Below are 18,718 nucleotides of genomic sequence, written 5' to 3' on the forward strand. Positions count from 1 at the left end.
AGCTCAAAAGTTACTACTGACGAGAATTTGCATTCTCTTTATGACACTCACTCGATGTTCAGTTTTCAAAGGGCAATGATGTTCGCCATTTTTCGACTTCGTTTTACAACCCGTCGAAAGCGACCTCTTTAATATACCACATCTTCAACCCGTAATGCAAGCACTTTTTTTAAAAGTTTTTTTCGAAACTCTTCAAAAGCTTGTCCTTGCACCGGTTTGCGATGCCCCAGCTCATGGCCGGAAAACTAATATACCATGGCTCAAATCGAAAATCAACCCCTCTGCATAAAAAAGATACAAACCAGCGTTGGTTTGTATCTCGTCTCAGAAATATCGCTTTATATGCCGGTGGCCGAAGCTGCCGACAGCTCCTGCTGGATTTCATCGTGAATATGACCATTCGTAGCAAGAACATCGCGGACATGCAAGCTGTACGGCTTGCCTTCCGTATCCGTAACCTTGCCGCCCGACTCGGAAATAAGCAGCGCTCCGGCCGCCATATCCCATGAATTTAATCCAATTTCCCAAAAACCGCTCAATCGCCCCGCAGCTACATAGGCCATATGTAGAGCAGCAGATCCCGCCACGCGAAGATTTCTTACTTTAGGAGCCAACGCTTGAACGCCGCGCATATTCACCGGCAGGGCGCCCGCCCGATCCGCAGGGAATCCGGTAGCAACCAGACTGTCGATGAGCTTCGCTTCGGAAGAAACTTGCATGCGCTTTCCTTTGAGATAAGCGCCTTTTCCTTTCTCGGCAACATACAATTCGTTATGAACGGGATTGTAAACAACGCCGACAATGACTTCGCCTTTGTGAGCAAGCGCCAGCGAGATGGAGAAAAAGGGAAAGCCATGGACGAAATTCGTCGTGCCATCCAGCGGATCGACGATCCACAAATATTCGGCGTCTCTCAGCTGCTCCAGCGCCCGCTTGGAAGCGTCCGGACCGGGAGCGACTCCTTCCTCGCCCAAAACAACATGATGAGGAAAATGCGTCTGTATCAAATTGCGAATCATCGTTTCAGCGCCCTTATCGACTTCCGTGACAAGATCGTGGGACGAATATTTGGTTTGCAGTTTGTTGAAGTCTCCCAGTTTGCTTTGAATCCATTCTCCCGCTTTGGAAGCGATATTAATTGCGACCGCGGTAAAGCTTTTGCTGCCGACAGCAAAGGAGGGGATGTTGGAATTGGTCATTACTAATCATTCCTTTTCTATACCAATAAATAGAAGTCTTTTTCAATCCTAGTGACATGGCAACAGATCGAATAGTATCAGTATAGTTAATATACGTAAAATATGCTACGGAGTTTCGTCCAACAGGCAGTCAAATGTGACAAAACCTTGATTTTCCCAAAAAACCCAATTTGCACAAGAAAACCACCCGCCGATATGACGGATGGCTGTGTTATAACTGGAGATTAAACGCCGACAATATGGTAACCGCCGTCGACATAAATCACTTCTCCCGTAATCCCGCGGGACAGATGGCTCATTAAGAAGAGAGCGGTATCTCCAACCTCGGCGGTTTCGGTCGTGCGGCGAAGGGGAGCTTTTTCCTCGACGGTTTTCAAGATGGAATTGAAGTCTTTGATGCCTTTGGCTGCGAGGGTACGGATCGGGCCTGCCGATATGGCGTTCACGCGGATGTTATATTGGCCGAGATCGTTCGCCAAATAACGTACGCTGGCTTCGAGGGCCGCTTTGGCGATGCCCATGACGTTATAGTTTTTCATAGCACGCTCGGCACCCAAATAAGTCATGGTCATAACGCTGCCGCCTTCGCTCATAAGCGGATAAAGCTTCTGGGCCACGGCTACCAGAGAGTACGCACTTATATCATGAGCCAGTGCAAAGCCGTCTCGCGACGTATTGACAAACAGCCCTTCCAGCTCCTCCGTGCGCGCAAAAGCGATGCTGTGCACAATGCCGTGCAGGACGCCAAACTGTTCTTTCAGGGCTCCGGCCAGCTTCTCGATATCTTCGTCCGAAGTGACATTGCATGGCAGGACGACGGAGTTCGGAATCGTGTCGGCCAGCTTTCGCACCCGCTCCTCGACCCGTTCGCTTTCATATGTAAAAACAAGTCTTGCACCGTGGCTCGCCAAAGATTGTGCAATCGCCCAGGCAATGCTGCGATCGTTAGCGACCCCCATGACCAATATGTTTTTGCCGGCAACCAAGTTCATATCCATCAGTTCCCCTCTCATCCATAAAATAGGGCTTGGACAACTTTCTCCCTTCTCAACGTACTTTATTTCCACAAAGATTTCAAGTTTGCGGATTCACCGAAATTACAGCTCAAACGAAGCTTGGGACAATACCGTAATCCCTTCTTCCTGGCGAATGGCTTCCATAAGATTGAACAGCGCTTCGTCTTTCTTTTTGGCCTCCAGCATGATATCGAGCCGCGGCGTTGTCGGGGCGATGGCACGCAAAAAGGTCATCAGAATGCCGGTATCGATGAAATCGGCATGGCCGCGGGGATCTTTTTCACTTTTGGGACTGGAGACATGTATTTTGGGTGGCAATTCGTGCGGAGGAGCCGCGGTACCCGCCTGCGCTTTCTGACCTTGCCATGTCTGCTGAATCCTCGGCCATAGCTGTTCCGCCGTCTCTTCGCTCCGGTTCACTTGGTCGTGATGAATGTCAAGCACCATCGGCACGCCGACCTCCTCGCATACCTCCAGAGTTTCGAGGGCGGTAAACGTCTTGTCGTCGTTCTCCAGCGTCATCCGCTCGCGAATCCGCTTCTCCAAAGCACCGAAATTGCGAATGAACCGATCTCTTGCCGTTTTTTTGTTGCCGTACGTGCCCCCGATATGAATGTTGCACTTCGCGGCCGCATCCAGTCCCATCGCTTCCAGCATACGGACATGACGGTCCAGATCGGCGAAAGAGTGCCGAAGCACATCCTCCCGTGGAGTGCTTAATACCGTAAAATGATCGGGGTGAAAGCTGATTCGCATCCGATGCTCCCGGGCATAGCTGCCGATTTCCGCAAACGATTCCGCCAGCTCTTCCATCGGGTCCCAATCGCTAAGCATCTCATGGCCGACCAAGGGAATCAGCTTGGAGGAGCAGCGGTAAAGCTCGATGTCATGCGCCCGGTTATGCTTAAGAAGCCGCAGCGTGTTGTGAAGGTTCTCCGCGGCAATCCGCTCCAGCTTGCGCAGCGCCGCTTCCCGGTCGTCAAGCTTGGCGAAGTTGGTATACGTCATCGTTTTGGAAGGCGAGGCATTCTGTACTATCATGGACATCGCTACATAGCCAAGACGAACGATCATGATACATCACGCTCCCGAGAGTTAACTACTCCATAGCTTGTCCCTGGAAAGAAAAAAGCACCCTCTTCCATGGCTGGAAAAGGATGCTGCCTTCTAGATTTAAGTGACGTAATATTACGCGGGGCTAGCAGTCTAAGTCCGCTCTCCGAAAAACATTTCGTGAGCCAACGACGTCTGGATGCGCGCTTCCTCTTCGGTCAGCTTACGAACCAACTCCATCTCGACCTGCGTTACCTCTTCGCCCTGAAAGTTAATTTCGGCAATGGAAGCCAAAATTTTAACGATGGCAATAGCTTGGTTAGTCGGCGTATAGGCGATGACTCTTTGCCCGGTAGGAAACACGCGGAAGCCGCTTTTCATCATTTTGCCGCGGCCGTACTCCAGCAGCTCGAACAACTCTTGCTCGGATTTGAATTTGCATACGGAATTGAACTCGGTTTGAAATCCCATGAATTCGCTCCTTTCAGCCGTCTTTTGCTTAAGCATATCGAACCTGGGAAGAAAAAAGCAAGTCCGGCGGCTCAATCTGCGTCGAAGGTTAGTCCAAGGCATACTCCAAGCGCTGCTTCTCGGCATGACGCTCCAACGCAAGACGAATCAATTCGTCGATCAGCTCGCCGTAAGGCTTCCCGCTCTCGCGCCACAGCAGCGGATACATGCTGTAAGGAGTGAAACCCGGCATGGTGTTGATTTCATTAATGAAGATTTTGTTGTCTTCTTTCCTTAAGAAGAAATCGACGCGGGACAAGCCCGACCCGTCGATAGCCGTGAAAGCCTGAAGCGCCAGCTCCCTGATTTCTTCCGCCGTTTCTTGCGGAATTTCCGCGGGAATAACCATGGACGAGGTGCCGTCGACATATTTGGCCTTGTAATCGTAAAACTCGCTCGAAGATACGATCTCGCCGACGACAGAGGCTTGCGGCTCGTCGTTGCCAAGCACTGCCACCTCCACCTCACGGGCATTGACGAACTCTTCGACAATGACCTTGCGGTCGTAACGAAACGCTTGATTCACGGCGGCAAACAGCTCTTCGCGGTTGCGCGCTTTGCTGACGCCGACGCTAGATCCGAGATTGGCCGGCTTGACGAAGCACGGATATCCGATCGAGATTTCAATTTCCATCAGGAAATAGGCGTTGTCTTTTTCCCACTGGCTTCGTGTAAAGTGGCGGAAAATGCATTGAGGCAGACCTTCCTGGGCGAATATTTTTTTCATGGTGATTTTGTCCATGCCTACGGACGAAGCCAGTACGCCGGCGCCTACATAGGCGATGTTCGCCATTTCGAGCAGCCCTTGAACGGTGCCGTCTTCGCCGAACGTGCCGTGCAGCAAAGGAAAGACGACATCCAGCGGAGCAGACGGCTCGGAACCGCCCGACACCTTAATCGGCGCGTCGGCGGAAGCCGGTTGGGTAGCAAAAAACGGCTGGAGGGCAAACTCCCCCGAAGCTTCGGACGAGCCATCGAACGCAAGCGCTTCGACCGATTCGGCCGGCGACGTAAGCTGCGGTCCCGCATGCCAGGCCCCTTGCCTGGTTATGTAAAACGGCTGCACCTCGTATTTGTTCAAGTCGAATGCTTTGATGACGGCCAGTGCCGTTTGGAGCGAGACTTCATGCTCCCCGGATTTGCCGCCGTAAATCAAGCCTACACGTATTTTGTCGCTCATAGAAACCTCCGGAAGTATGTTGATCCAAGCCGTCTAAAATCATGAAAAAGCGGGCTCCGTGCATGGCCGACGGCAGAAAAGCGAAGCCTAAGCTACGCACAGCTAAATTCGGAAGAATTAAAAGGAATCGGATAAATGCAGGAAACGGTAGCGCGTTCGCTTCGTCCAAGCCGGGGAATCCGTATAGCTCCAGTACCGATGCTTGCTGTTGATCGTCTGAGCGTTGACAAGCGGCATGCCGCTTGGGTCCTTGGCGGTAACGATGGTGGTATGCTGATACCGGCCGTCGCCGTCCCAGTCGTAGCTTATGATATCGCCCAAATCGAGCTGCTGCGGATTCGCCACTTCTTGGCCCCGCAGCCCTCTGCGGCTCGTCAGCAAATAAAACTGCAGACTTTCGGCTACGGCCCAACTGAAGCTCCAGAGCTCCTGACCGCCGACCCGGCCTTTGTACCACCAGCCCGAATCCCTTTTACCAGTATAGTTCATAGGCGCTCCGCCTGCAAAGATGCATTGGGATACGTAATTGCTGCAGTTGACCTCAAAAGCAAGATAGGCCGGATTGGTTCTGTCCCACCACTGATCGGCGTAACGTACCGCTTCGAGCCGGTTGTAAGGGGTACGGGCGGCGGCTTGCTGGAAATGGGAAATGATTTGAGTATTCAAATACGGTACGGAAGGAGCACGCATTAACCCGACGGCGGCAAACGAATCTTCCGCTTGCATGATCCCGCCCGCAACCGGAGGTTTCAGACGTAAAGCCTGCTCCGCTTGAAGATATTCAATATGTACAACGGACCAGCCGTCCAGCGCCGGGGAAAGGGTGATCCGTTCCTGTTCGATCCGCTGCTCTTCGTGGAGAACGTGCCGAATCTCGCCGACGGTCGTCCGTCTGAGGGTAACGTCGGCCACGATGCTGTCTTCGCGCTCCACCACTTGATCGACAGTGAGCCGGGTTTCGCTTTTGGACGGCACGAATTGCCGCTGACGGTCAGTGTCCGCCCGCCGGGCAAGCCTCTCGGTCTGCGCACGCAAATAGGCGGCATCCTCCACAAAGGGCAGCATCGGTTCCACGGAATAATCGATGTCCATTTGATTGCGATGATGTACATAATCGTAGAGGGTCGTTTTCCAAGACACGGCATCGGTCCCCTTTCATCGGAAGCCTGTACGGCTAAGATCGATTTATTTCAACAGGGCAGAAAACATTCATTCCCATGGTATGCGCGCCGCCGTATAAAAATGAGCGAAATCAACCTTTACGAAACGGCCATTCAGCATGTATACTATAGCTATAGCTAATAATGAAATCAAGTTTCATACAATGAAACAAGATCCATGCAGCTGATTACTTGTCTAAGGAGGAATAGCACCATGTCTAAAAAAGACCAATTCTCGGTCCGCAAGCAGCTGAACGTTGGCGGTCAATCGTACAACTACTACAGCCTGCAGGCGTTTGAAGCGCAAGGCAACGGCCATGTGCAAAATCTGCCTTTCTCCATTAAAGTTCTGCTTGAAGCGGCGATTCGTCAATTCGACGGCAAGGCGATCACGGCAGAGCACGTGAAACAAATCGCCGGCTGGGCTTCCGAACGCGATGCCAACAAAGAAATTCCGTTCATTCCGGCACGGATCGTGCTGCAGGACTTCACCGGCGTACCGGTCGTTGTCGACCTGGCAGCCATGAGAGATACGATGAAACGGGCGGGCGGCGACCCGAAACGGATCAACCCGCTTGTGCCGGTCGACCTCGTTATCGACCACTCAGTTATGGTTGATGCTTTCGGTTCCCCGGACGCACTCGAATATAACGAACGCATCGAATTCGAGCGCAACGAGGAGCGCTACCGCTTCCTGCGCTGGGCGCAAACGGCGTTTGACAACTTCCGCGCCGTGCCGCCGGATACCGGTATCGTTCACCAAGTTAACCTTGAGTACCTCGCATCTGTCGCAGCAACGAAAACCGTTGACGGCGAAACGGAAGTTTATCCGGATTCCCTCGTTGGTACGGACTCCCATACCACGATGATCAACGGTCTCGGTATCGTTGGCTGGGGCGTCGGCGGTATCGAGGCTGAAGCAGGCATGCTGGGCCAACCGCTGTATTTCGTAACGCCGGAAGTTATCGGCTTCAAGCTGACCGGTACCCTGGCGGAAGGCGCTACGGCAACCGACCTCGCGTTGACCGTAACCCAAATGCTGCGCAAAAAAGGCGTTGTCGGCAAGTTCGTCGAATTCTACGGCCCAGGCCTGAGCAACATCAGCTTGGCAGACCGTGCGACGGTAGCGAACATGGCTCCGGAATACGGCGCAACGATCGGCTTCTTCCCGGTTGACTCCGAGTCCTTGAACTACATGAGAGGCACGGGCCGCAGCGAAGAGCAAATCGCGCTTGTCGAAGCTTACTATAAAGAACAAGGCATGTTCCGCACCGACGCAACACCGGATCCGGTATTCAGCGATACGCTGGAGCTTGACCTCGGTTCGGTCGTACCGAGCTTGGCCGGTCCGAAGCGTCCGCAAGACCGCGTCGAACTGACGAACATGAAGGAATCGTTCAACAGCATCATCCGCACTCCGATCGAAAAAGGCGGCTATGGCCTGTCCGACGAGAAAATCGCGGAAACGGTCGAAGTGAAGCATCCGAACAACGAAACGAGCAAAATGGGCACAGGCGCGGTCGTTATCGCAGCGATCACTTCCTGTACCAATACGTCTAACCCAAGCGTTATGCTGGGTGCCGGTCTCGTTGCGAAAAAAGCGGTAGCTCTCGGCCTCAGAAAACCGGGCTACGTGAAAAGCAGCTTGACTCCGGGCTCCCTGGTCGTTACCGACTACCTGAAAAAAGCCGGTCTCCTTGAGCCGCTCGAAGCCCTCGGCTTCCACGTCGCCGGCTACGGCTGCGCAACGTGTATCGGTAACTCCGGTCCGCTGCCGGACGAAGTCAGCAAAGCGATCGCCGACAACGATATGACCGTTGCTGCCGTACTGTCCGGCAACCGGAACTTCGAAGGCCGCGTTCACGCCCAAGTGAAAGCGAACTACCTGGCTTCTCCGCCGCTGGTTGTCGCTTACGCTTTGGCCGGTACGGTCAACATCGACCTGGCGAACGATCCGATCGGCTACGACCATAAGAACGAGCCGGTTTACCTGAAAGACATCTGGCCGACATCGCAGGAGATTCAAGAAGCGATCCAATCCGCAATGAGCCCTGCGCTGTACCGTGAAAAATATGCCAACGTGTTCCGTTCCAACGAGCGTTTCAACGCGATCCAAGTACCGGAAGGCGAGCTGTACGAATGGCCGACTTCCACGTATATCGCAAACCCGCCGTTCTTCGAGAACCTGGGCGCCGGACTGTCCGACATTGCGGATATCCGCGGAGCCAAGACGCTTGCGCTGCTCGGCGATTCCGTTACGACAGACCATATCTCGCCTGCGGGTAACATCAAGGTCGATAGCCCTGCCGGCAAATACTTGATCGAGCATGGCGTGAAGAAGGAAGACTTCAACTCCTACGGTTCCCGCCGCGGTAACCACGAGGTCATGATGCGCGGTACGTTTGCGAACATCCGTATCCGCAACCAAGTGGCACCGGGCACCGAGGGCGGCGTAACGACTTACCTGCCGACCGGCGAAGTCATGTCCATCTACGATGCTTCGATGAAGTATCAAGAGCAAGGCACGAACCTCGTCGTTATCGCCGGCAAAGAATACGGCACAGGCAGCTCCCGCGACTGGGCGGCAAAAGGTACGTTCCTGCTCGGCGTGAAAGCGGTCATCGCAGAAAGCTTCGAGCGGATTCACCGTTCCAACCTTGTCGGCATGGGCGTGCTCCCGCTGCAATTCTCGGAAGGTCAAAGCTGGACATCGCTCGGCTTGACCGGCAGAGAAACGTTCGACATTACAGGTCTGAGCAACGACGTACAGCCGGGTCAAAAAGTATCCGTCAACGTCACGCGCGAAGACGGCTCGAGCTTCAGCTTCGAAGCCATCGTCCGTTTGGACAGCTACGTGGATGTCGATTACTACCGCAACGGCGGTATTCTGCAAACCGTCCTGCGTCAAATTATGGCGTAAGACGAAGCCTTCCATATACAAGGAAGCCCCAATCCTCTTCGCGAGGCCTTGGGGCTTCTTTTTTTGCTATATGAGGCCGTTCTGCCGATTACTTCAACATCTTGCCCATCCGGCGGGCGGCCTCCATCAAGGCAGGCGCATGCTCCTTCATCTTCTTGAGCGTCAGCCGGTTGGCCGGCCCCGACACCGCGAGAGCGGCAACCAGCCGCTGGGCGCGGCCGAAGATCGGCGCCGCCACCGCCGCGGCGCCGGGTTCGCGCTCCTCGACGCTGGTGGCGTAGCCCAGCGTCTTCACTTCCTCCAGCTGCTGCAAATAAGCAGCTGGGGACACCGCCGTCGGCCATGACGGATCGCGCAGCAGCAGCTGCTGCTCGTCCGGATCGGCGAAGGCGACGAGGATCTTGCTCGACGCGCCGACGGACAGCGGCAGTCTGGCCCCGATCGGAGCGACCCGGCGGATCGCCTGGTTGCTCTGAACCGCCTGCACACGGACGCGCTCCATGCCGTCGCGCACGTACAGGCTGACGGTCTCGCCGACTTGATCGCGCAGCCGTTCCATCTCCGGCAGCACGATCAGCGCAGGATCGTCGCTGTGCGTCAAATTGGCGCTCAGTTCCCAGATGCGAAAGCCGAGTCGATACCGCTCCGAGGCCGGGTCGCGGATGATGAAGCCTTTGCCTTCCAGCGAGGCCAGCAGCCGATGGACCGTGCTTTTGTGCAGCCCGACCCTTGCGGAAATTTCCGTTAAGTTCAAATCTTCCGCTTCCGTAAAGCAAAGCAATATATCCAGAGCCCGTTCGACAGCGCGAACGGTTAGTTTGCCATCTTCGACCATATTCCCACTCCCCGAAAATCCGTTTCACTGGTTGAAATCTATTATAGCCGATTTCCATGCATTTTCCTATATGAAGGTCGTTCCTTCTTTAATAAAATATTGTTTTTCCAGTTGTTGTAACAACCGATGTTACAGGGAGATTACAGAAAGTTTACATTTTTCGCGCAATATTGACGCCCGGCCATTCTCCCTATACTATAAAAATATAAGGATCTTACAAGCCTCGAATTTTCGGATCTGACCGCAAATGTAACTCGCAAGTTTTTCCCTCCGATCGTTCGGATAAAAGCTGGCGTTTTCAAATCGTTATCAGGGCCGTATCCGACGTCATCCGCTAAAGGTAGTCATCTTAGTTTCAATGGGAGGGATCCGGCATGGAAACCAATTCTTATTCACCCGTACCTTTAAACACCACTACGGTTGAAAGCGCTATCAGACGTACTACCTTCCTCCGAAGGAACAGAGGTCTGCTTCTCGTTCTGCTGTCCGTTCTGCTTCTGCTGTTCAGCTTGACGATGGCCTTTCACGCTTATATTGCCTGGACGCTGGTCCGGCCGCATATCGATCCGCTGCGCTCGAATCCCGCCGTCGCTTTCGGCGCCGCTTACGAGGACGTGCAGTTTCCTAGTCTGAATGCCTCCTCCAACCTGTCCGGCTGGTACATCCCGTCGAGCGCGGGAACGGCAGCGGCCCGGCAAACGGTTGTGTTCTCGCACGGCTACGGCGGGAACCGCGAAGAAATCTGGGTGCCCATCTACGACTTGGCTAAAGCAGCCCACGATATGGGCTACAACGTGCTGATGTTCGATTACGGCTACGTCCAGCCTCAATGGAATGTGACGGGCGGTTTGCGCGAATCGCAAGAGCTGCTGGGCGCCGTCCAGTACGCGAAAGACCGGGGAGCCGAAAAAGTGTTCGTCTGGGGCTTCTCGATGGGAGCCGGAACGGCTCTGCAGGCCGCGCTGCAAACGAAAGACATCGACGGCATGATTCTGGACAGCACCTTCGTGCTCGAACCGGAGACCCTGTACCATAACATGAAGCAAGCGGCGAATTTGCCGAAGTTTTCTCAAAGCCTTGTGCGTATGTTTTTCCCGCTGATCAATGGAGTCAGCTTGAACCAAGTGCCTTATGACACAGTGAAAGAGACGCAGTATTCGATGCCGATTTTCTTCATCCACGGCAAGAAAGATTTGCGGGCCCCGTACGAAATGGCGGAAGGTATCTTCCAGAAGCAAAAAACGGACTCCGGCTCCGCGTTGTGGCTGCTGGAGAACGACGGGCACGAGCTGATCTACCGCGCTCACAGCAAAAGCTATCTGCAGATGACGACCGGTTTCCTCCGTACGTTGTCCTCCGCTCCGGCACAACCGTCGAAGTATAATAAAGCCAGGTAGACAAATAAAACATAGCTGTACCCCTCCCCGAATACAATGTTCCTGTAGCGTCCGGCAGCGAAAGCCGGATGAAGCAGAACGACGGGGAGGTTTTTGCGTATGCTGTACGTTTACGGTTCCCTAATGCCGCTCAGGGTTTTGGAGGAAATTCGGTTCTGGAAAATGCAGGAGAGAGAACACACGGTCGTCATCCGCGAACTGGTTCCAACGCTCGAACCGGAGTACGCCGCACTGCTGCAGCAATGGGAAGGCGTCCTTGCGCAGACGGAATCCGCCAGCCAGCAATGGATCGAAGCCGTGCTGCGGGCCAAGCATCCGGTCAGTCCGTATATCATCGACAAAGTTAACGAACTGCTCTATGCGTCCATTGCCCAATCGAATGAATTTATCCGGCATTTGTTTCTCATTCTGGAACGAAGCCGTCCGGTTCGGGCGAATCCGGTCGTCCAAACCGTGTTCTTGCACATCATACGCGAATCCGAATATTTTCTCGGCGTTCTGCATGCGGTCCAAAGCTCGCCTGAAGGAGTTGAAGAGTTTCGCGCCGAGGATGCAGGTGATGCAACGGATACGCCCACAGTGAACCATGCCCCGGACGAGGAGCAAGCGCACATCCACTTATGGCGCAGCGAAAGCGAGCCGGCTCCCATTGACCTAAACCAGCTCACGGCGACGCAGGAAGGCATGTGGTCCGGAGAACGGCCCCAATCACCCCACTTAAGGCCCGTACCGATCGGAGGCCACAAGCTGCCTCCTCTGCCCTATGCCTACAATGCGCTCGAGCCGTATATCGATGCGGAAACGATGCGGCTGCATCATGACAAGCACCATAAAAGCTATGTGGATGGGCTAAATAAGGCCGAGAACATGCTTGCGCGTGCGAGGGAAACGGGCGACTTTTCGCTGGTTACGCATTGGGAAAGGGAAGCGGCGTTCAACGGAGCGGGACACTACCTCCATACGATTTTTTGGAACGTGATGAAGCCGGGTGGCGGTGGAAAAGCAACGGGACCCATCGCGGCGGAGATTAAAAAGTCGTTCGGCTCGTACGAAGGATTTCGCAAGCAATTCAGCGCAGCGGCGGAGAAAGTGGAAGGCGGCGGCTGGGCCATTCTGGTCTGGGGTCCGCGCAGCCACCGGCTGGAAATTTTGCAGGCGGAAAAGCATCAAAACTTGTCGCAATGGGACGTCATTCCACTCCTCGTGCTGGATGTATGGGAGCACTCGTATTACCTCAAATATAAGAACGAACGGCCCAAATACATTGAAGCTTGGTGGAATACGGTGAATTGGGATCATGTTAACGAACGGTTCGCGGCTGCCCGTCATTTGATGTGGCTGCCTTATTGAAAAATCATAACGAATCCCCGGCTGACAGAAATCCGGTCCGCATGCGAAGTCAAAGACAAAGCAGTTGCGGGCCGCATCGGTCCGGGGATTGCTGCATTTATGCAGGGACATTTATTGTCGAAGGGCTTATCCCGCGATGGAAGTGGTGCGGTCCTGCTTACCGGAACCCAGCATCGAGATGAGCCAAGGAATGAAGACCAGCGGATACAGCATCAAGTAGGCATTAGGAAGCCACCATGCCGGATCGAATTCGCCGCGAACGGCCCAGAACGAAATGGCCAGCAGTCCGGAGCTGAATGTTAAAATAAGCGAGATCAGCGACCAGCCGATCCACGTGCTCCGGCCTTTTCCATGCAAATACAGGCTGTATAGACCGGTGAGGGAGATAAACAGATCAATAGGCATAAACGACCAGTTCCATGCCACCAGAATCGGGTTGGTGTAGTCGTTATACAGCCATTCCGGAGGGATAAGCTTCAGGGCAGTAATTCCCCAATACAACAAAAATCCGATATCAGTGATCCAAAATAACGCTCTTAGCGCCTTAAGCCGCATTTTTATCCCCTTTTCCCATGGCTATTTAATCCTGTATCTGCTGCTTTGACGCGGGAGCACTTTCCGACGGAGCACTGGCCGAGCTTCCGTGAGCCCCTCCGCCCAAGTTCAGTCCGATGACGCCGAGTATGATCAGAGCGATAGAACCGGCTTTTAACAGCGACATGGACTCGTTAAAATACAAATACCCGATCACCGCAATAACCGCCGTCCCGAGACCCGACCATATCGCGTAGGCGACGCTCACATCAATTTGCTTCAGGGAAAAATTGAGCGCGGTAAACGCCAGCAAGTAAAAGACGACCATGAGGATCGAAGGTGTCAGCCGCGTAAAGCCTTGTGAAAATTTCATCGAAATCGTTCCGGCAATTTCGAGGGCAATGGCAGCCCCCAAATAGAACCAATACATCTACACACCATTCCTTTTTATATTTATTGCTCGATCTCCTGACCCGGATCTTCCGGAATTAATCCTTGCACAAAAACGTCGGCCATCGTTCGGACCGCCCCCGCTAGCGTACAATCCGTATTCATTAAAAAATCAGCGTCAAATAGGGAAACGGACGCTCCCTTCATCAGTTGGATGATCGTCGGCACATGAACGGGCCGAAATTGTCCGGCCGCAACGCCCTCCTCAATAATCGTCCTGACGGTTCCCCACTCTTCCTGAAGCAGCCTGTCGACTTTTAACCACTCGTCTGGAGCGAACCGCTTAAGGTCCGATAGCAACCGATGGTCGCCAAGCTGCAGCCCCTTGGGAAGAATCGTTAAAATCGCGCTCAGCTTCTGGGCGCAGGACAAGCTTTCGTCCCGGTAAATGCCTTGCTCGGTTCGCTTTACCTCCGAGACCGCCTCATCGACGAGCGTGCCGACGATATGCTCTTTGGATTCGAAGTGCTCGTAAATCGTACGCTTGCTGGTGCCCAGCTCGGCGGCCAAATCCGATATCGTAAATTTCAACCCCTTCCGCTTCATCAGCTCCATGGCGGCTTGCAGCAAACGTTCGCGCACAGGCGATCCCTCTTCCTTAAGTTAGTCAATCGTTCCAATTGGTACCGGATTATTTTTGTCAGTACCACAATGAGTAAAGTATACTTTTCTCAACATCGTTCGTCAACGGTTCGTCTCCTGCTCTTCTCTTGCCGAAAAAAGAAAAAGACGCAGGTCTCCCTGCATCTTCTTCGTTAATTCAGTCTTTGATAAGCGATAAAAACTCCGAGCGTGAAGCCGCATCCGTACGGAACAGTCCGCGAACGGCGGAGGTCACGGTTTTGCTGCCCGGCTTCTTGACGCCACGTGCGCACATGCACAGATGCTCGCCCTCGACGACGACCATGCAGCCGTGCGGCTCAAGCTCCGTCTCGATGATGTCGGCGATTTCCGACGTAATCCGCTCCTGCACTTGGAGGCGGCGGGTGACCGCTTCGACCAAGCGGGCGAACTTGCTCAGCCCGGCAATTTTACCGCTTGGAATGTATCCGATATGGATTTTGCCGAAAAACGGCGCCATGTGATGCTCACACTGACTGTAGTAGACGATATCCTTCACAATGACGAGCTCTTCATGCTTCTCGTCGAAGGCAACGCCTAAAATTTCCTTCACGTCTGCGTCATAACCTGCAAAAATTTCTTCATACATCCGGGTTACCCGCGCAGGTGTGTCAAGCAGACCTTCCCGGTCCGGATCTTCGCCGATCAAGCGCAAAATCTCCCGGATATGATGCTCGACTCGTTCCCGGTTGTCGGCAACTCGGCTGTTTTTGTATTCTTTGGCCGGCATGGGTTATCCTCCTCCTGAATTCGTCCGGAGTTTCCGTTCCAATATAGAAAGAAAAGCCCGCGACCAGGCTTTTCGGGCTTACGGACGAAACTTTTGTTTCTTCATCATAGTTTGCATTTTTTGCATCTGCTGCTTGTTCAAGTTGTACCCCATTTGCTTGGCCATCTGCTGCAGCATGTCCGGATTGCTCTGCATTTTTTCAATCTGCTTGCGCAAGTACTGCACGCCGATAAAAAATCCGGCCGCGCCTCCGGCAATGAGGGCGATAACCGCGGTAATGACGTAACCCCACATAATCGTACCTTCACCTCAAACGATGGATGTCATTTCTTCATCATAGCATGTCAAAGCCTCGGTTACAAACACCAATTTCCTCTACATCAGGACACTTTCGATAAATACGGTCGTCTGCTTGGCCAGATCGACTTCCTTGACTTCCATATCGTCTCCGCCGCCCTTGACCACGCGGATGACCGGCCGGCCCGGCAGCCCCCGGTGCTGACCGACCACGACGCCGGTTTCCCGGGTGGACAGCTTGACCGACGTACCTGTCGGATAAACCGACACCGTACGCAAAAACTGGATCACGATCTCCCGGTCCAGCTTCTCGCCCGCCAGCACCATCATGCGCTCGCACGCATCGTGCGGCAGCATCCGCCGGCCTTCGGACAAATCGAACAGCAGGTTGTCATAGGTATCCGCCACGGCAACGATGCGCGCGTACAGATGAATTTCATCGCCCGGCAGCTGACGCGGCATGCCTTGTCCGTCCATCGTCTCGTGGTGTTGAAAAGCGACGTGCGCAATCAGCAAGCTGAGCTCCCGCTTATGCTTCAATACTTCAAAGCCGCGCCATGTATGATGCTTTCGCGGATCGCCGCTTTCATCGTCCGTCACGAGCTCAAGCTTGCCAACATCGTGCAGCAGAGCGCCGATCGCCAGTTCCTTCAGTTGCGTCGTCGACAGCCCCATGTTGATGCCGATCAGGGTGGACATCATGCAAACGTTGATCGCATGCACGTACATTTCGTTGTCGTGCGTCCGGATATCCGACAGTTGCACCAGCACTTCTTTGTTTCTCATAATTTCGTCCAGCAGCGTATCGATGCTTGCCCCGACATGCTTCATGTTGAAATCTTTCCCGGACCGGATCGAATCGAACGTCTCCCCCATCCGCTGCATCACGGCCCGCTTCGTCTCCTCCGAGACGAGGTCGGCCAGCTCGATATCGTCAAACTGCTGGTCTTTGATATAAATCATCGTCACGCCGATCCGCTTCAGCGTCGTGATCATGAATACGGTTAGCTGCACCCCTTCGGATAGCAGCACCGCCCCGTTCGCGGAAAAAATCGTCCGTCCCAAATATTGCCCGGACTCGACGTTCTCGATATGTACGTATCTCACGCTAGGGCCCCTTTCCCCGAAAAGCCTTCATGCTGAAGCAAAAACGTCTTGATGTGCAGTCCGCCGCCGTAGCCGACCATCGCGCCGCTTGCGCCGATCACGCGGTGACAGGGCACGATAATCGGGACCGGATTGCGGTTGTTCGCTCCCCCTACGGCGCGCACCGCTTTAGGCGAACCGATCCGGACGGCAACGTCTTTATACGACCAGACCTCGCCGAACGGAATATCGGTCAACGCCTTCCATACTTGGACTTGGAATGGAGTGCCGCGCAAATCCAGAGGCAGGTCGAACGTTCGTCTCGCACCGGCAAAATAAGCCTGCAGTTGCTTCACCACCTCGGATAGCGCCCCGGGGTCCCTTATCCAGTCGCCCGTGCCGAACCGCTGCTCGGACCAAGCGCGAAGCTTCGGTTCGACATCGGCAAACGCGCCGAATTCGATCTGGCACAAGCCGCCTTGCGGCTCCGCATTCCAGCCTAGCGTCAATACGCCGATCGGTGAATCGATTTCATCGTATCGGATCGCCATCCTGCTCATCCCCCTGTCGCTCTCCCGTAAATTGCGCGCGTGCTTTGCCGATCTCCCGGCGGGCGGCCTCGTCCCGCTCCGACTCCCAAGCGGCGTCCAGCGCCTCGCGCGCCGCCTCGCCTCCGATCCGGCCAAGCGCCCAAGCGGCCGTGCCGCGAATCTCGGGACGCTCGTCCTTCCGCAACAGCTCTACGAGCTGCGGCACGCTGCTTGCGTCCCGGAAGTTGCCCAGCGCGAGAATCGCGTTGCGCTGGATCGGCTTGCGCCCGCGCCAAGCGGCGGCGCTGTGACCGAACCGCTCTTTGAACTCGCGGTTCGACATCGACAGCAGCGGCAGCAGCAGCGGCTTGACGATCTCGGGATCCGGCTGCAGCTCCGGATGATGTCCGGCGTGAATACCTTTATTTTTGGGGCAGACGATCTGGCACGTATCGCAGCCGTACAGCCGGTTGCCGATCTTGCGCTTCAGCTCGTCGTCCTCGATGAGCCCTTTCGTCTGCGTGAGGAACGAGACGCAGCGCTGCGCGTTAAGCTGCCCTGGTCCGACCAGCGCGCCGGTCGGACAGGAATCGATGCAAAGCGTGCAATCGCCGCAGCTCTCGGTTATCGGTATATCGGGCGGAAACGGCACGTTCGTAATCACTTCCCCGAGGTATACCCAAGACCCCCACTCCGGGGTAATGACGCAGCAGTTTTTGCCCACCCAGCCGATCCCGGCCCGCTCGGCCACCGCCCGGTCGACAAGCGCTCCGGTATCGACCAGACTCGCCGTGCGCGCTCCGGGTACCCGTTCGCGAATCCAGGCTTCCAGCCTTGCAAGCCGGTTGCGCAGCACGTGATGGTAGTCTTGGCCCCAAGCGGAGCGGGATAAAATGCCCCGGTACGCGCCCGGCTCGGACCGCGGCGCATCCTTCAGCTTCGACGGATACGCCACCGCGATCGAAATTATGGACCGGGGCTCCGCAAGCGTCAACGCCGGGTCCACACGCTTCTCGATATTCGGCTCCTCGAAGCCGGATTCGAACCCTTTCTCACGGTGCCGGATCAAAATATCCTTCAATTCGACGAACGGATCGGCGCTTGCAAAGCCGATCTTATCAATGCCAAGCTGCGCCGCATCCGCTTGCAGTTGCTCCTTGAGCTGTCTCCAGTCCGCAGGCTGCAGCTCCTCTGCCGCCGCAAAACGTTCGCTCTGCTGCTCCGTTCCCGCCCTGCTGTCTTCTTTTTCCATTACAGGCTCCTCCACTTTTGCGGCGGCCATACGATCCACTCCGCCCGTCCGACGACCCGGGTTACCGGAATCGCGCCGAAGGTACGACTATCGTAGCTGGCATACCGGTGTCGGTTATCCCCCATGACGAACAGATGGCCTTCGGCAACCGTATAAGGCTCGAAGCGCCCGTCCTCAATGCTGGAATCCGTGTACGCTTCCTGCGCCTCGCTGCCGTTGACGAAAAGTTTGCCGCCCCGGATATGCACTTCGTCTCCGGCCACCGCTACGACCCGCTTCACCAAAAAAGGATGCATCGATTCGCTTCCCGGCGGCTCCTGGATGACCACGACATCTCCGCGCTTGGGCGTGGGGCCGGCGTAGCGGAACGTTTTATTTATAAACAGCCATTCGCCCTCTTCCAGCGTAGGCTGCATCGATTCCCCTTTGACTGTGGACAAATGAAACACGAATTGATGCATGAGCACGACCAAGGCCAACGCGAACGCGAACCATTTCATCCAACCCAGCAGCTCCCGTAAAGGATTGGAGCTAACCGGGCCTTCCGACGGACTTTCGGTCCGTTCGCTTTCGTTGTTGCTCAAAGAAAAGCTCACAT

The 18,718-nt window shown here is 54.8% G+C and carries 19 protein-coding genes; 3 read left to right on the forward strand and 16 right to left on the reverse strand.

The annotated features are described in order from the left end of the window. Nucleotides 1-338: 338 nt before the first annotated feature. The 6 genes from KQX66_RS27355 to KQX66_RS27380 form a co-directional block, all read right to left on the reverse strand. Complete coding sequence (locus tag KQX66_RS27355; protein WP_216796045.1) at nucleotides 339-1,199, reverse strand: inositol monophosphatase family protein; 861 nt, start codon at nucleotides 1,197-1,199, stop codon at nucleotides 339-341. 224 nt (nucleotides 1,200-1,423) lie between these two features. Then, complete coding sequence (gene fabI, locus KQX66_RS27360) at nucleotides 1,424-2,191, reverse strand: enoyl-ACP reductase FabI (protein ID WP_216796046.1); 768 nt, start codon at nucleotides 2,189-2,191, stop codon at nucleotides 1,424-1,426. 105 nt (nucleotides 2,192-2,296) lie between these two features. Then, nucleotides 2,297-3,289, reverse strand: coding sequence for a UV DNA damage repair endonuclease UvsE (gene uvsE / locus KQX66_RS27365; protein WP_216796047.1), 993 nt, complete (start codon nucleotides 3,287-3,289; stop codon nucleotides 2,297-2,299). Between the two features lie 132 nt (nucleotides 3,290-3,421). Then, the gene (locus KQX66_RS27370; RefSeq protein WP_216796048.1) at nucleotides 3,422-3,739 is read right to left on the reverse strand and encodes a hypothetical protein; all 318 of its coding nucleotides are present in this window, start codon (nucleotides 3,737-3,739) and stop codon (nucleotides 3,422-3,424) included. Between the two features lie 88 nt (nucleotides 3,740-3,827). Next, nucleotides 3,828-4,958 carry a D-alanine--D-alanine ligase gene (locus KQX66_RS27375; protein WP_216796049.1) on the reverse strand — a complete coding sequence of 377 codons (1,131 nt, stop codon included), beginning with the start codon at nucleotides 4,956-4,958 and terminating at the stop codon, nucleotides 3,828-3,830. Between the two features lie 117 nt (nucleotides 4,959-5,075). Then, complete coding sequence (locus KQX66_RS27380) at nucleotides 5,076-6,098, reverse strand: amidase domain-containing protein (protein ID WP_216796050.1); 1,023 nt, start codon at nucleotides 6,096-6,098, stop codon at nucleotides 5,076-5,078. Between the two features lie 234 nt (nucleotides 6,099-6,332). Here KQX66_RS27380 and acnA point away from each other — a divergent pair, with 234 nt between their 5' ends. Next, nucleotides 6,333-9,038 carry an aconitate hydratase AcnA gene (gene acnA / locus KQX66_RS27385; protein ID WP_216796051.1) on the forward strand — a complete coding sequence of 902 codons (2,706 nt, stop codon included), beginning with the start codon at nucleotides 6,333-6,335 and terminating at the stop codon, nucleotides 9,036-9,038. Nucleotides 9,039-9,126: 88 nt separating this feature from the next. On the opposite strand, the gene KQX66_RS27390 is transcribed toward acnA, so the two are convergent. Then, nucleotides 9,127-9,873 carry an IclR family transcriptional regulator gene (locus KQX66_RS27390; protein WP_216796052.1) on the reverse strand — a complete coding sequence of 249 codons (747 nt, stop codon included), beginning with the start codon at nucleotides 9,871-9,873 and terminating at the stop codon, nucleotides 9,127-9,129. Nucleotides 9,874-10,247: 374 nt separating this feature from the next. On the opposite strand from KQX66_RS27390, the gene KQX66_RS27395 reads away from it, so the two are divergent. Together KQX66_RS27395 and KQX66_RS27400 are read left to right on the forward strand one after the other, a co-directional pair. After that, nucleotides 10,248-11,270: an alpha/beta hydrolase gene (locus tag KQX66_RS27395; RefSeq protein ID WP_216796053.1), complete on the forward strand. Its 1,023-nt coding sequence runs from the start codon at nucleotides 10,248-10,250 to the stop codon at nucleotides 11,268-11,270. 99 nt (nucleotides 11,271-11,369) lie between these two features. Then, a complete protein-coding gene (locus KQX66_RS27400) occupies nucleotides 11,370-12,620 on the forward strand; it encodes a Fe-Mn family superoxide dismutase (protein ID WP_216796054.1) in 1,251 nt (416 codons plus the stop codon). A gap of 126 nt (nucleotides 12,621-12,746) precedes the next feature. Here KQX66_RS27400 and KQX66_RS27405 read toward each other — a convergent pair whose 3' ends face one another. From KQX66_RS27405 to lepB, 9 genes are all read right to left on the reverse strand, one after another. After that, complete coding sequence (locus KQX66_RS27405; protein WP_216796055.1) at nucleotides 12,747-13,175, reverse strand: DUF5360 family protein; 429 nt, start codon at nucleotides 13,173-13,175, stop codon at nucleotides 12,747-12,749. A gap of 25 nt (nucleotides 13,176-13,200) precedes the next feature. Further along, nucleotides 13,201-13,584 carry a DMT family transporter gene (locus KQX66_RS27410; protein WP_216796056.1) on the reverse strand — a complete coding sequence of 128 codons (384 nt, stop codon included), beginning with the start codon at nucleotides 13,582-13,584 and terminating at the stop codon, nucleotides 13,201-13,203. Nucleotides 13,585-13,607: 23 nt separating this feature from the next. Beyond that, nucleotides 13,608-14,186: a TetR/AcrR family transcriptional regulator gene (locus tag KQX66_RS27415; RefSeq protein WP_216796057.1), complete on the reverse strand. Its 579-nt coding sequence runs from the start codon at nucleotides 14,184-14,186 to the stop codon at nucleotides 13,608-13,610. Between the two features lie 178 nt (nucleotides 14,187-14,364). Then, the gene (folE, locus tag KQX66_RS27420; protein WP_216796058.1) at nucleotides 14,365-14,955 is read right to left on the reverse strand and encodes a GTP cyclohydrolase I FolE; all 591 of its coding nucleotides are present in this window, start codon (nucleotides 14,953-14,955) and stop codon (nucleotides 14,365-14,367) included. Between the two features lie 78 nt (nucleotides 14,956-15,033). Further along, the gene (locus tag KQX66_RS27425) at nucleotides 15,034-15,249 is read right to left on the reverse strand and encodes a YneF family protein (protein ID WP_010502086.1); all 216 of its coding nucleotides are present in this window, start codon (nucleotides 15,247-15,249) and stop codon (nucleotides 15,034-15,036) included. Between the two features lie 81 nt (nucleotides 15,250-15,330). After that, nucleotides 15,331-16,359: an HD-GYP domain-containing protein gene (locus tag KQX66_RS27430; RefSeq protein ID WP_216796059.1), complete on the reverse strand. Its 1,029-nt coding sequence runs from the start codon at nucleotides 16,357-16,359 to the stop codon at nucleotides 15,331-15,333. After that, the gene (locus KQX66_RS27435; RefSeq protein ID WP_216796060.1) at nucleotides 16,356-16,889 is read right to left on the reverse strand and encodes a methylated-DNA--[protein]-cysteine S-methyltransferase; all 534 of its coding nucleotides are present in this window, start codon (nucleotides 16,887-16,889) and stop codon (nucleotides 16,356-16,358) included. Before KQX66_RS27435 ends, KQX66_RS27430 begins: the two co-directional genes overlap by 4 nt. After that, nucleotides 16,870-18,120 carry a tRNA epoxyqueuosine(34) reductase QueG gene (gene queG, locus KQX66_RS27440; RefSeq protein ID WP_216796061.1) on the reverse strand — a complete coding sequence of 417 codons (1,251 nt, stop codon included), beginning with the start codon at nucleotides 18,118-18,120 and terminating at the stop codon, nucleotides 16,870-16,872. The genes KQX66_RS27435 and queG overlap by 20 nt, the downstream gene beginning before the upstream one ends. Next, nucleotides 18,120-18,716, reverse strand: a complete 597-nt coding sequence (gene lepB / locus KQX66_RS27445; RefSeq protein ID WP_216796062.1) for a signal peptidase I — start codon at nucleotides 18,714-18,716, stop codon at nucleotides 18,120-18,122. The genes queG and lepB overlap by 1 nt, the downstream gene beginning before the upstream one ends. Nucleotides 18,717-18,718 lie beyond the last annotated feature (2 nt).

The sequence above is a fragment of the Paenibacillus oleatilyticus genome, from assembly GCF_018998565.1.
Lineage (GTDB): Bacteria > Bacillota > Bacilli > Paenibacillales > NBRC-103111 > Paenibacillus_G > Paenibacillus_G oleatilyticus.

Bases quoted from the DNA above. Each gene is read 5' to 3' on its own strand.
- uvsE (WP_216796047.1), bottom strand. From the start codon at position 3,289: ATGATCGTTCGTCTTGGCTATGTAGCGATGTCCATGATAGTACAGAAT.
- KQX66_RS27435 (WP_216796060.1), bottom strand. From the start codon at position 16,889: ATGGCGATCCGATACGATGAAATCGATTCACCGATCGGCGTATTGACG.
- fabI (WP_216796046.1), bottom strand. From the start codon at position 2,191: ATGAACTTGGTTGCCGGCAAAAACATATTGGTCATGGGGGTCGCTAAC.
- KQX66_RS27375 (WP_216796049.1), bottom strand. From the start codon at position 4,958: ATGAGCGACAAAATACGTGTAGGCTTGATTTACGGCGGCAAATCCGGG.
- KQX66_RS27410 (WP_216796056.1), bottom strand. From the start codon at position 13,584: ATGTATTGGTTCTATTTGGGGGCTGCCATTGCCCTCGAAATTGCCGGA.
- KQX66_RS27405 (WP_216796055.1), bottom strand. From the start codon at position 13,175: ATGCGGCTTAAGGCGCTAAGAGCGTTATTTTGGATCACTGATATCGGA.
- folE (WP_216796058.1), bottom strand. From the start codon at position 14,955: ATGCCGGCCAAAGAATACAAAAACAGCCGAGTTGCCGACAACCGGGAA.
- KQX66_RS27395 (WP_216796053.1), top strand. From the start codon at position 10,248: ATGGAAACCAATTCTTATTCACCCGTACCTTTAAACACCACTACGGTT.
- KQX66_RS27425 (WP_010502086.1), bottom strand. From the start codon at position 15,249: ATGTGGGGTTACGTCATTACCGCGGTTATCGCCCTCATTGCCGGAGGC.
- KQX66_RS27390 (WP_216796052.1), bottom strand. From the start codon at position 9,873: ATGGTCGAAGATGGCAAACTAACCGTTCGCGCTGTCGAACGGGCTCTG.
- queG (WP_216796061.1), bottom strand. From the start codon at position 18,120: ATGGAAAAAGAAGACAGCAGGGCGGGAACGGAGCAGCAGAGCGAACGT.
- acnA (WP_216796051.1), top strand. From the start codon at position 6,333: ATGTCTAAAAAAGACCAATTCTCGGTCCGCAAGCAGCTGAACGTTGGC.
- KQX66_RS27400 (WP_216796054.1), top strand. From the start codon at position 11,370: ATGCTGTACGTTTACGGTTCCCTAATGCCGCTCAGGGTTTTGGAGGAA.
- KQX66_RS27370 (WP_216796048.1), bottom strand. From the start codon at position 3,739: ATGGGATTTCAAACCGAGTTCAATTCCGTATGCAAATTCAAATCCGAG.
- KQX66_RS27355 (WP_216796045.1), bottom strand. From the start codon at position 1,199: ATGACCAATTCCAACATCCCCTCCTTTGCTGTCGGCAGCAAAAGCTTT.